The 11,067-nt window shown below is 73.3% G+C and carries 10 protein-coding genes; 7 read left to right on the top strand and 3 right to left on the bottom strand.

Going from position 1 to position 11,067, the window contains the following annotated elements; translation table 11 throughout:
* Positions 1–37: 37 nt before the first annotated feature.
* Positions 38–535 carry a helix-turn-helix domain-containing protein gene (locus VR45_RS34515; protein WP_045943857.1) on the bottom strand — a complete coding sequence of 166 codons (498 nt, stop codon included), beginning with the start codon at positions 533–535 and terminating at the stop codon, positions 38–40.
* A gap of 235 nt (positions 536–770) precedes the next feature.
* On the opposite strand from VR45_RS34515, the gene VR45_RS34510 reads away from it, so the two are divergent.
* Positions 771–1,127, top strand: coding sequence for an SAV_915 family protein (locus tag VR45_RS34510; protein ID WP_063772596.1), 357 nt, complete (start codon positions 771–773; stop codon positions 1,125–1,127).
* A complete protein-coding gene (locus VR45_RS34505) occupies positions 1,124–1,435 on the top strand; it encodes a hypothetical protein (RefSeq protein WP_030396286.1) in 312 nt (103 codons plus the stop codon). Before VR45_RS34510 ends, VR45_RS34505 begins: the two co-directional genes overlap by 4 nt.
* A gap of 87 nt (positions 1,436–1,522) precedes the next feature.
* Here VR45_RS34505 and VR45_RS34500 read toward each other — a convergent pair whose 3' ends face one another.
* Positions 1,523–2,842 (bottom strand): DUF2254 domain-containing protein, encoded by a 1,320-nt coding sequence (locus VR45_RS34500; RefSeq protein WP_045943856.1) that lies wholly within the window; start codon positions 2,840–2,842, stop codon positions 1,523–1,525.
* A gap of 339 nt (positions 2,843–3,181) precedes the next feature.
* On the opposite strand from VR45_RS34500, the gene VR45_RS34495 reads away from it, so the two are divergent.
* Positions 3,182–4,843 carry an APC family permease gene (locus VR45_RS34495; RefSeq protein WP_045943855.1) on the top strand — a complete coding sequence of 554 codons (1,662 nt, stop codon included), beginning with the start codon at positions 3,182–3,184 and terminating at the stop codon, positions 4,841–4,843.
* A gap of 68 nt (positions 4,844–4,911) precedes the next feature.
* Here the strand turns inward: VR45_RS34495 and VR45_RS34490 are convergent, their stop codons facing one another.
* The gene (locus tag VR45_RS34490) at positions 4,912–6,537 is read right to left on the bottom strand and encodes an FAD-dependent monooxygenase (RefSeq protein ID WP_045943854.1); all 1,626 of its coding nucleotides are present in this window, start codon (positions 6,535–6,537) and stop codon (positions 4,912–4,914) included.
* Positions 6,538–6,838: 301 nt separating this feature from the next.
* Here VR45_RS34490 and VR45_RS34485 point away from each other — a divergent pair, with 301 nt between their 5' ends.
* From VR45_RS34485 to VR45_RS34470, 4 genes are all read left to right on the top strand, one after another.
* A complete protein-coding gene (locus VR45_RS34485; protein WP_045943853.1) occupies positions 6,839–8,005 on the top strand; it encodes a SchA/CurD-like domain-containing protein in 1,167 nt (388 codons plus the stop codon).
* A 96-nt stretch (positions 8,006–8,101) separates the two neighbouring features.
* A complete protein-coding gene (locus VR45_RS34480) occupies positions 8,102–8,536 on the top strand; it encodes a cupin domain-containing protein (RefSeq protein ID WP_045943852.1) in 435 nt (144 codons plus the stop codon).
* Positions 8,533–9,792 (top strand): beta-ketoacyl-[acyl-carrier-protein] synthase family protein, encoded by a 1,260-nt coding sequence (locus tag VR45_RS34475; protein WP_045943851.1) that lies wholly within the window; start codon positions 8,533–8,535, stop codon positions 9,790–9,792. The genes VR45_RS34480 and VR45_RS34475 overlap by 4 nt, the downstream gene beginning before the upstream one ends.
* Before the next feature lie 5 nt (positions 9,793–9,797).
* Entirely contained in the window at positions 9,798–11,039 is a 1,242-nt protein-coding gene (locus tag VR45_RS34470; RefSeq protein WP_045943850.1) for a beta-ketoacyl synthase N-terminal-like domain-containing protein, read from the top strand.
* The last annotated feature ends 28 nt before the right edge of the window (positions 11,040–11,067 follow it).

Here is an 11,067-nt window from a genome sequence, read left to right as displayed (position 1 = left end):
GGCGGGAGCGGGGGCGGGGGCGGGCGTCGGGAGCGGCTCAGACATGGCGGTTCTCCGTGGTCAGGGTGTGGATGAGGAGCAGCAGCTCGGCGGTGTCGGCCGGGGCGCCGAGGACGATCACCTTGAGGGTCGAGCGCTCCTCGTTGTGCAGCGTCTCGATCCGCAGCGGCACACCGCCGCCGCGCGGGCCCGAGACCGCCGCGAGCAGGGTGTTCGACAGCCGCGCGGCCTCCCGGAGGCCGATGGCGTCGATCTGCACCACGACGGACGCCTCGGCGTGCAGCGGACCCGGGGCCGCCGGCGGCGGGGCCTCGGACCCGGGGGCGGCGCCGGGGCCGCCAGGGCCGTCGGAGCCGTCGGCACCGGGGCCGCCGGCGAAGGACTCGAAGTCGCGGCGGGCGATCCGGTACTGCTTGCCGATCCTGGTGGCCCGCAGCCGGCCGTCGCGGACGTAGCCGCGGACCGTCCGGACGTGCAGTCCGAGCAGTTCGGCAACCTGCTCGACCGAGAAGTACTCCGGGGGGTGCTCCGGCACCGGCCGCCTCCTTCGCCTTGTCGCTTCGTTACGCAAACTACCATGACACAGGGTGCGATAGGGAAGGATAGGGAAGGGCGTCCGGTGAGCGGTGCAGCCGACCGTCAGGACTTCGTCAACGCGGCGCTGCATTCGGTCAACGCTGCGTCAGGAAGGTTCTCCGTCCGACCACCACGGTCCTAGCGTCGGAGGTGCAGTTCCGGCAGGCCCCTCTCCACCACTCGGGAGCACCCGCATGGCCCGCGTCGTCGTCTGGCACGTCCCGGTCACCGTCACCCGACGGACCACCTCCCTCCGCCTCTTCCGCCTGCGCGACGGGCGCCGCTGCGCCGTCGGCTTCAGCTCCGCGGGCGCGCTCGCCGAGCTGCTCGGCCCGGAGCAGGCCGCCGTCGAACTCGGCGAACCGGCCCTGCGGGCGCTCACCGCGCCGCTCGGTGTCGACGAGCTCGTCCTGGACCCGCGACTGGTCGCCGCACCGGTCGTCACCCCGGCCGTCGCACCGACTCCTGGCGATCCGTCCGCCGACGGCGCCACCCGCCCGGTCGCCGGGCGCCCCACCACCCGGTCCGGTGCGCAGCTGCAGCGCCGGTGAGCGCACTCCATCTGGTCCCCGAGGCGCCCCGGCCCGAGCCGGCCCGGCCGCTCCAGGCCCTCGCCCGGGTGAGCTTCGGCCCCGTCCCGCTCGACTTCGACCGGCTGGTCGCCGAACTCCCGGCGGTGCAGAGCGGGTTGGCGCTGGCCGGCGGCGCCGACCTGGAACTCCGGCTCGCCTGCACGGGACCCGAGGAGCTGCGCGCCGTCTCGGCCGCGCTGCTCCGGGCCGGTGCGGCCCATGTCCACGTCGATCTGGTGCTCCGCGCGCTCGTCCCGGCCCGGCCGACCCTGCGGCCGGTGCCCTGAGGGCGTGCCTTCGGACCCGCCCCAGGACCCCCGGGGGCCCGGGTCGGTGCACCCGGGCCCCCGGGTCGCGGCGCTCCCGGGGGCCGGTCAGCCGATGCCCTGGCGGTCCGGGCGCAGGGCGAAGGCCCGGACCTCGGGGTCGCCCTGCTCCTGGGTCACCGCGCGGACCAACAGGACCTGCTGTTCCAGGAGTTCGGGCCGGCGCCGGTCCGGGGCGATGCGCAGCAGGTCGTCCAGCGCGGCGGTCAGGCGGCGGGTCACCTGGGGGTGGCCCGCGCCGCAGAGTCGGATCTCGGTGAAGGCGAGGTCGACGATGCTCGACCAGCCAGGCACCGGTTCGACCAGCCGGACCGCACCGTTCCGGTCGCGGTGGCAGAGGTCGCCGAAGCTCTCGTTGAGGAGCATCGCGAGCAGTTGGTGGATCCGGTCGACGGCCTGCACGGCGGTGGTCGGGTCGTTGACGGCGGGCGAGAGCGCGCGGATCGCGATGTCCACGAGCTGGCGGAAGCCGAAGCTCAGGTCCTGGTGCATGGTGCGGTCGACGCCGACGTTGAGCGCCTGGGCGATCCGCCGCGAGCGCGGCGGGCGCTCGCCGGCCACCCGGACGATCGGGGCCCCGGGGGCGATGAAGTCGCCGATCCTCGGCACCAGGTGCAGCACCGCGTCGTGCTTGCGGGCGATCCGCAGCAACCGCCCGATGTTCACGTCCCGCAGCACGCCGGAGCGCCCCTCGTGGAGCAGGGTGTACGCGTCGGCGGGCGCGGGCGGCGGCGCGGGTCCGGCCGGCATCAGCCGGTACTGGAGCAGGACGGTCATCGACTCGTTGGCCACCCGGTCGATCACGTGCGGGACGCGCAGCAGCCGCATGGTGGACTGCACGTAGAGCACGAACAGGCCGAGGCTGAGCACGACCAGGAGCACGGCCACCACGCTGGAGAAGACCGGCACCGAGGTGAGCTTGGCCGGGTCGGTGGAGTCGTCGTAGCTGAACTGGACCAGCAGCGCGAAGAGGAAGGTGGCCAGGCAGACCGAGAAGGCGGCCTTGGTCAGCCGGCTGCGGACGTAGAGCCGCAGCACCCGCGGGGAGAACTGGCTGGCGGCCATCTGCAGGGCCACCAGGGAGATCGAGAAGACCACGCCGATGAACGTCAGCATCGCCGAACTCACCGTGGACACCACGGACTTGGCAGCACTGTTGAAGCGCAGCAGCTCGTCCACCGAGCCGGTGTCGGCAACGCTCTGGCTGACCACCGCCTCGTCGAGCTCGGCGGTCAGCCCGGCCAGCAGCACGGCGGCGACGCAGGCGAGCAGCGGGGCGAACCAGAACGACTCGCGCAGGTGCTCGCGCAGCGGGGAGAGCGGGCGGTAGCGGACCGGCGGCCGCGGCCCGGTCTGGCGGTCGGTCATCGCCCCAGGCTAGGTGCCCGTCCGCGGCGCCCCCGGCACGCCACGCAGCGCGCACCACGCAGCGGTATTTCTATGCGCTCCAGCCGATTTCTATAAATCGGGATGCCCTCCATATTGCACGAGTACGGACCGAGGCTCAATTCGCGCTCAAATAGCGGAACTACCCGCGAGTCACGTAACGGGCACATGAACACATGGCCTCCTACCTGCGGGAATATCCCGCGAAGTAGGTAAACATTCAGTAATGAAATCTGTGCAGAGGTCTATGAATACGCCTACTGTGTGGCAACTCTCCGCGCTCCGCACCGCCGGAGCCCCCACAGCACAGAGAGATTGCGAATGGCCTCCCTCAACCAGCTCTCCCCGCCCGGATCGAGCACCGGCACCACCGGCACCACCACCCACCGGTCGCTCCGGCGCGAGGTCGGCCTGATCGGCCTCATGTGGGCCTCGGTCGGATCGATCATCGGCTCGGGTTGGCTCTACGGAGCCAAGAACGCCGTGGTCGTCGCCGGCCCGGCGGCGCTCATCGCCTGGGGCATCGGCGCGGTCGCGATCGTCCTGCTGGCCTTCGTGCACGCCGAGCTCGGCGGCATGTTCCCGGTCGCCGGCGGCACGGCGCGCTACCCGCACTACGCCTTCGGCGGCCTGGCGGGCATGTCGTTCGGCTGGTTCTCCTGGCTCCAGGCCGCCACCGTCGCCCCGATCGAGGTCGAGGCGATGATCGGCTACGCGGGGCACTGGGAGTTCGCGAAGAGCCTCCTCAACGACAACGGCACCCTCACCGCCAGCGGCTTCGTGGTCGCCGTCCTGCTGATGGGCCTGTTCGTCGCGGTCAACTTCCTCGGTGTCCGGGTGCTCGCCCGCACCAACAGCGCCACCACCTGGCTGAAGATCTTCGTCCCGCTGTTCGCGATCTTCGTGCTCGCCGTGACCAACTTCCACGGCTCCAACTTCAGCTCGCACGGCTTCGCCCCGTTCGGCGTCAAGGGCGTGCTCACCGCGGTCAGCGCCAGCGGCATCATCTTCGCCCTGCTGGGCTTCGAGCAGGCGATCCAGCTGGCCGGCGAGAGCAAGAACCCCAAGCGCGACATCCCCCGCGCCGTGCTCGGCTCGGTCGCCATCGGCACCGTGATCTACGTCCTGCTGCAGGTCGTCTTCATCGCCGCGCTGCCCGCTGCCTCCTTCGCCAACGGCTGGGACAAGCTGGACTTCCCCGGCATCGACGGCCCGTTCGCCGGCCTCGCCACCGTGGTCGGCCTGGGCTGGCTGGCCTGGGTGCTGTACTTCGACGCCATCGTCTCCCCCGGCGGCACCGGCCTCATCTACACCACCTCGACCTCGCGCATCGCGTACGGCCTGAGCAAGAACGGCTACGCGCCGCAGCTCTTCGAGCGCGTCGACAAGCGCGGCACCCCGTGGTTCGGCCTGGTCATGTCGTTCGTCACCGGTGTCATCTGCTTCCTGCCCTTCCCGAGCTGGCAGGAGCTGGTCGGCTTCATCGTCTCCGCCAGCGTGCTGATGTACGCCGGCGCCCCGCTGGCCTTCGGCGCGCTGCGCCGCCGGCTGCCGCACCGCGAGCGCTCGTACCGCCTGCCCGGCGGCGCGGTCATCGCCCCGGCCTCCTTCGTGGTCTCCAGCCTGATCATCTACTGGTCCGGCTGGCACACCCTCTCCCGCCTGGGCATCGCCATCGTGGTCGGCTACGTCCTGCTCGGCAGCTACGCCGCCTACGCCACCCGCAAGGGCCTGCCGAACGCCCCCCGCCTGGACCTGCGGGCCGCCCAGTGGCTGCCGGTCTACCTGCTCGGCCTCGGCCTGGTCTCCTGGCAGGGCGGCTTCGGCGAAGGCACGGGCCGGATCCCGATGTGGTGGGACATGGCCGCGGTCGCCGTGTTCTCGCTGGCGATCTACTACTGGGCGATCCGGGTCGCCCTGCCCGCCGAGGTCATCGAGCAGAACATCGAGGACGTCGAGGTGGTCGACGCGGGCGGCCACTGACCCCCGCCGCTCCGCAGCACGGGCCCGCCGGTACGCACCGGCGGGCCCGTTCCGCTGTCCCGGCCCGACTACAGCGAGAGCACCTCGCGCAGGGCCCGCTCGACCACCCCGTCCGGGTCCTCGGCGGGGCCCTCGGAGCGCCAGGCCACGAAGCCGTCCGGGCGGACGAGCAGGGCGCCGTCGGGGCCGATGCCGTGCAGGGCGGCGAAGTCCTCGCCCGGCTCGGGCGCCAGGTCGTCCTCGCCGTCCGCGCCGATCCGGAACGCCTCCAGCGGCACGGCCAGCCGGTCCGCCGCCCGGCGGGCGCCCTCCTGCCAGGCGGTTCCCGCCGAACCGGTCAGCAGCACCATGGTCTGCTCGTACAGGTCGAGGGTGGAGAGCCGGACCCCGGCCCGCCGCACCCACTGGTGCGGCGCCCGGCTGCCCGGTTCGCCCGCCGACTCGAAGGCCTCCGGGACCACCGGGCCCCGCGGATCGGTGCCGGTCACCGCGCCCTGCGGGTAGCGGTAGCCGAGCGCCACCGCCAGCACCCCGGCCTGCCGGCCGACGCCCGGCACCACCGCGTAGCCCGGGTGGCTGTGCTCGGCGGAACGGGCCGAGGCCCGCTCGCTGGTCACCCGCGCCACCGGGCGGCGCTCCTGCCCGTAGGTGTCCAGCAGGCCGGGGCCGGCCCAGCCGCAGAGCACCGCGGCGAGCTTCCAGGCCAGGTTGTGCGCGTCCTGGATGCCGGTGTTCGAGCCGAACGCCCCGGTCGGGGACATCTCGTGCGCCGAGTCCCCGGCCAGGAACACCCGCCCGGAGGAGTAGCTCTCGGCCACCCGCTCGGCCGCGTGCCACGGCGCCCTGCCGGTCACCTCCACGTCGAGCTCCGGCATCCCGACGGCGGCCCGGATGTGCCGGGCGCAGCGCTCGTCGGTGAACGCCTCCAGCGGCTCGCCGTGCTCCGGGTGCCACGGCGCGTGGAACACCCACTCCTCCCGGTTGTCGACCGGCAGGAGGGCGCCGTCCGCCTCGGGGTTCGTCAGGTAGCAGGCGATGAAGTGGCGGTCGCCGACCACCTCGGCCAGCCGCTTCGCCCGGAAGGTGATGCTGACGTTGTGGAACAGCTCGCCCTTGCCGGTCTGGCCGATGCCCAGCTCGGTGCGGGCCGGGCTGCGCGGGCCGTCCGCCGCGACCAGGTACTGCGCCCGGACGGTCCGCTCCTCCCCGGTCTCCCGGCTGCGCAGCAGTGCCGTCACCCCCTCGGCGTCCTGCTCGAAGGAGAGCAGCTCGGTGCCGAAGCGGATGTCCGCGCCCAGGTCCCGGGCGGCGTGGCGCAGCACCGGCTCCAGGTCGTTCTGGCTGCACAGGCACCAGGAGCTGGGGCTGAAGCGGGCCAGCCGCCCGCCCGGGTCGATCTCGCGGAACAGCCACTCCTGCTCCTCGCCGGTCAGCGAGGGGGCCTGCAGGATGCCGTGGTTCGGGGCCAGCACGGACGCCGCCTCGCGGATCGCCGCCTCGATGCCGGCCACCCGGTACAGCTCCATCGTCCGGACGTTGTTGCCTCGGCCACGCGGGTGACGCGAGGTGTCGGCGTGCTTCTCGACCAGCAGGTGCCTGACACCCAGTCGGCCCAGGAAGAGTGCGGCCGACAGCCCGACCAACGAGCCGCCGACGATCAGGACCGGTACCCGGTCGTCCACCTTCGGATTCATCAATTGCTCCAGCCTGTACGGGAGTTCGGGGCCGAATGCGGGGCTCGGCGCGACCCTCGGAGGGGCCCGCGGACACGGCGGCCCGGTCCTACCGTCCCCCGCGGCGGGGCCGTTCTGGCGCTTCATCGCTCGGATGGCCCGCATGGCTCGCGCCACCCGGGAGCACCGCGCACGATCGACCTCAGACCTGGTGGCCGACGCCACCTCAGCTCCCCTCCCCGCCGGAGACCGCCCAGCGCTCCGGCACCGGAGCCGCCGCACGCGGCCCCCGACGCGTGCGGCCCGAAGCAGAAAGTGGACCATGACGACTCTGTCCGAACCGCCCGCGCGGCAGCACTCCGCCTCCGACACCCGGCTGCGAGTAGTGCTGATGCTGGAGATCCAGGACGGCGCCCAGCAGCGCTTCATGGACGTCTACGAGCAGCTCCGCCACCAGGTCGCCACCGTGCCCGGCCACGTCAGCGACCAGCTCTGCCAGTCCATCAACGACCCCCGGCAGTGGCTCATCACCAGTGAGTGGGAGGACCAGGAGACCTTCCTGGAGTGGGTGGACAGCCCGGCCCACCGCGAGATGGTCAAGCCGATGCACGGCTGCGTCAGCGACACCTTCCGCTCGATGCGCTACACGATCCTCCGCGAGACCTCCGCCGCCGGCGCCACCGGCACCCGGGCCCCGGACGAGGTGCCGGCCGGTCTGCCGCGCACCGCCCCGTCCGGGCAGGCCGGCCCGCCCAAGGCCGACCCCGGCCCGGACGGCGTGGTCCGGCACGCGCTCACCTTCACCGTGAAGCCCGGCAGCGAGCCCGAGGTGGCCCGGATCCTGTCCGGCTACGCCTCCCCCCGGGCCGAGGTCGACGCGACCACCCGGCTGCGCCGCACCTCGCTGTTCATGCACGGCAACCGCGTCGTCCGCGCGGTCGAGGTGATCGGCATCCTCGGCGACGCGCTGCGGCACGTCGCCATGCAGCCCGAGGTGCGGGCCGTCGAGGAGGCGATCAACCCGCACCTGGAGGAGGCCCGCCAGCTGGGCGACCCGCAGGCGGCGCGCGCCTTCTTCGCCCGGGCCGCGCTGCCCGCCGCGAACCAGGCCGTGGCCGGCACCCCCGCCGCCGGACGGCCGCACCGGCACGCCGTGCTGTACCCGGTGAAGCCCGGCAACGGCCAGGCGGTCACCGACCTCCTCGCCGAGTACGACGAGCTCGCCACCGTCGACCCGACCGGCCCGGTCGCGACCAGCACCGTGTTCCACCGGGACGACGTCGTGGTCCGGCTGGTGGACCTGCGGGTGCCGCCGGAGGCGGACCCGGCGGCGGCGCTCGGCATCGCCGGCGAGCGCGAGGCCGCCGTCCTGGGCCGGCTACTCGAACTCGGCCCCGAGGTCGACCTGCGGACCGACGCCGGACTGCGCGCCTTCCTCGCCGCGCGCGCCATGAACCCGGTCACCGACCGCACCTCGCAGGACGCCTGACGCTACGTCACGTCAGGCAGTACTCGGCAGAACACGGCAGAACACGGCAGAACAGGCAGCCCACCCGGTAGCACACCCGGCAAGAAGGAAGAAACCATGTCCACGCAGTACCCACGGATCGTGAACGTCTCCGAGGCCCCGGAGAACCGCCGGCGCGGCGGCGACCTGCGCGCCATGCTCACCCCGGCCACCTGCGGCGCCACCAGCGGGTTCATGGGGCTGGCCATCGTGCAGCCCGGCGAGCGGATCGGCGAGCACTACCACCCGTACTCCGAGGAGTTCGTCTTCGTCGTCACCGGCGACCTGGAGGTGGACCTGGACGGCGAGACCCGGATCCTCAAGCCCGAACAGGGGCTGATGATCCCGATCGACATGCGCCACCGGTTCCGCAACGTCGGCGACACCGTGGCCAAGATGGTCTTCCACCTCGGCCCGCTGGCACCGCGCCCCGAACTCGGCCACGTGGACACCGAGGAGACCGGGGCGGCGGTCAACGCCGGGCCGCCGGAACACGCCAAGGTGGCTTCATGAGTCGGCGACGGGTCGCCGTCACCGGAATCGGCGTGGTCGCGCCCGGTGGGGTCGGGGTCCCGGCGTTCTGGGACCTCCTCACCTCCGGGCGGACGGCGACCCGCGGCATCACCCTCTTCGACCCCGCCGGGTTCCGCTCCCGGATCGCCGCCGAGTGCGACTTCGACCCGGCGGCCCACGGGCTCGGCCCGGACGACGTCCAACGGGCCGACCGCTACGTCCAGTTCGCGATGGTGGCGGCGGACGAGGCGATCAGCGACGCCGGACTCGACCTGGCCGCCGAGGACCCGTGGCGGATCGGCGTCTCGCTCGGCACCGCCGTCGGCGGCACCACCCGGCTGGAGCACGACTACGCCCTGGTCAGCGCCGGCGGCGCCCGCTGGGACGTCGACCACCGGCTGGCCGAACCGCAGCTGCACCGGGCCTTCGCGCCCAGCACGCTCGCCTCGGCGGTCGCCGAGCGGACCGGCGCCCACGGACCGGTGCAGACCGTCTCCACCGGCTGCACCTCCGGCCTGGACGCCATCGGCTACGCCTTCCAGACGGTCGAGGACGGCCGGGCCGACATCTGCATCACCGGGGCCTCGGACTCGCCGATCTCGCCGATCACCGTCGCCTGCTTCGACGCCATCAAGGCCACCAGCGAACGCAACGACGACCCGGCACACGCCTCCCGGCCGTTCGACGCCCACCGGGACGGCTTCGTACTCGGCGAGGGCGGCGCCGTCCTGGTGCTGGAGGAACTGGAGCACGCCCGGCGGCGCGGCGCCCGGATCTACGGCGAGATCGGGGGCTTCGCTACCTTCGGCAACGCCTACCACATGACCGGCCTCACCCAGGAGGGGCTGGAGATGTCCCGGGCGATCGACCAGGCGCTCGCCCACGCCCGGGTCGACCGCACCGACGTCGACTACGTCAACGCGCACGGCTCGGGCACCAAGCAGAACGACCGGCACGAGACGGCGGCCGTGAAGCGCTCGCTCGGCGAGCACGCCTACCGGACGCCGATGAGCTCGATCAAGTCGATGGTCGGGCACTCGCTCGGCGCGATCGGCGCGATCGAGGTGGTCGCCTGCACCCTCGCGCTGGACCGCGGTGTGGTGCCGCCGACCGCCAACTACGAGACACCCGACCCGGAGTGCGACCTGGACTACGTGCCGCGCACCGCCCGGGAGACCCCGCTGCGCCACATCCTCTCGGTCGGCAGCGGCTTCGGCGGATTCCAGTCCGCCGTCGTGCTCACGAGAACGGGGTGAGATCCATGACGTCACGTCAACAGGAACGCCGGGCGGTGATCACCGGCCTGGGTGTGGTGGCACCGAACGGCGTCGGAGCCGATGCCTTCTGGAAGGCCACCCGGCAGGGCGTGAGCGTCCTCGACCGGATATCCCGTGAGGGCTGTGCGGACCTCCCGCTGCGCATCGCGGGCCAGGTGCGGGACTTCGACCCGCAGGCCGTCATCGACAGCCGCTACCTGGTGCAGACCGACCGGTTCACGCACTACGCGATGGCCGCCGCCGACCAGGCGGTGGCGGACGCCGGATTCGTCGCCGATCCCGAACACCCCTACGCGGTCGGCGTGGTGACCGCGGCCGGCTCCGGCGGCGGCGAGTTCGGCCAGGGCGAGCTCCAGCAACTGTGGGGCAAGGGACCGCAGTTCGTCGGCCCCTACCAGTCCATCGCCTGGTTCTACGCGGCCAGCACCGGCCAGGTGTCGATCCGCGGCGGCTACAAGGGCCCGTGCGGGGTGGTGGCCAGCGACGAGGCCGGCGGGCTGGACGCGATCGCCCACGCCGCCCGGTCCGTCGCGCACGGCACCGACGCGGTGGTGGTCGGCGCCGCCGAGGCCCCGCTCGCGCCGTACTCGATGGTCTGCCAGCTCGGCTACCCCGAACTGAGCCTGGTCGACCGGCCCGACCGGGCCTACCTGCCGTTCTCCCCCGACGCGGCCGGCTTCGCCCCCGCCGAGGGCGGCGCGATGCTGCTGCTGGAGGACGAGGCCACCGCCCGCCGCCGCGGGGCCGCCGTCCGGGCGTACGTCGCCGGGCACGGCGCCACCTTCACCGGCGCCTCCCGCTGGGCGGAGTCCCGCGAGGGCCTGGCGGCCGCGATCCGGATCGCCCTCGACCGGGCCCGGATCTCGCCGGAGGAGGTGGACGTGGTCTTCGCCGACGCCCTCGGCATCCCGGCCGCGGACCGCGCCGAGGCGCTCGCGCTGGCGGACGCGCTCGGCCCGTACGCCGAGCGGGTACCGGTCACCGCCCCCAAGTCCGGTACCGGGCGGGCCTACTGCGGCGCACCGCCGCTGGACACGGTCGCCGCCGTGCTCGCCATGGAGGACGGCGTACTGCCGCCCACCCCGAATGTCACCGAGGTCGCCCACGACCTGGCCCTGGTGACCGGCCGCGCCCGCCCGGCCGAACTGCGCACCGCCCTGGTGCTCAGCCGCGGGCTGATGGGCTCCAACTCGGCGCTGGTGCTGCGGCGCGGCGAACCGGACTGACCCGCCGCCGGTCCGCCCGCCCACGGCC

Origin of the sequence: Streptomyces sp. NRRL S-495, assembly GCF_000966955.1 — a bacterium.
Classification (GTDB): Bacteria; Actinomycetota; Actinomycetes; order Streptomycetales; family Streptomycetaceae; genus Kitasatospora; species Kitasatospora purpeofusca.
This window is presented reverse-complemented; position numbering and strand designations above follow the sequence as displayed.

What these genes read in the sequence shown, in the direction of transcription:
- VR45_RS34510 (WP_063772596.1), top strand. Translation starts at nt 771, where the DNA reads ATGGCCCGCGTCGTCGTCTGGCACGTCCCGGTCACCGTCACCCGACGG.
- VR45_RS34500 (WP_045943856.1), bottom strand. Translation starts at nt 2,842, where the DNA reads ATGACCGACCGCCAGACCGGGCCGCGGCCGCCGGTCCGCTACCGCCCG.
- VR45_RS34495 (WP_045943855.1), top strand. Translation starts at nt 3,182, where the DNA reads ATGGCCTCCCTCAACCAGCTCTCCCCGCCCGGATCGAGCACCGGCACC.
- VR45_RS34490 (WP_045943854.1), bottom strand. Translation starts at nt 6,537, where the DNA reads ATGAATCCGAAGGTGGACGACCGGGTACCGGTCCTGATCGTCGGCGGC.
- VR45_RS34485 (WP_045943853.1), top strand. Translation starts at nt 6,839, where the DNA reads ATGACGACTCTGTCCGAACCGCCCGCGCGGCAGCACTCCGCCTCCGAC.
- VR45_RS34480 (WP_045943852.1), top strand. Translation starts at nt 8,102, where the DNA reads ATGTCCACGCAGTACCCACGGATCGTGAACGTCTCCGAGGCCCCGGAG.
- VR45_RS34475 (WP_045943851.1), top strand. Translation starts at nt 8,533, where the DNA reads ATGAGTCGGCGACGGGTCGCCGTCACCGGAATCGGCGTGGTCGCGCCC.
- VR45_RS34470 (WP_045943850.1), top strand. Translation starts at nt 9,798, where the DNA reads ATGACGTCACGTCAACAGGAACGCCGGGCGGTGATCACCGGCCTGGGT.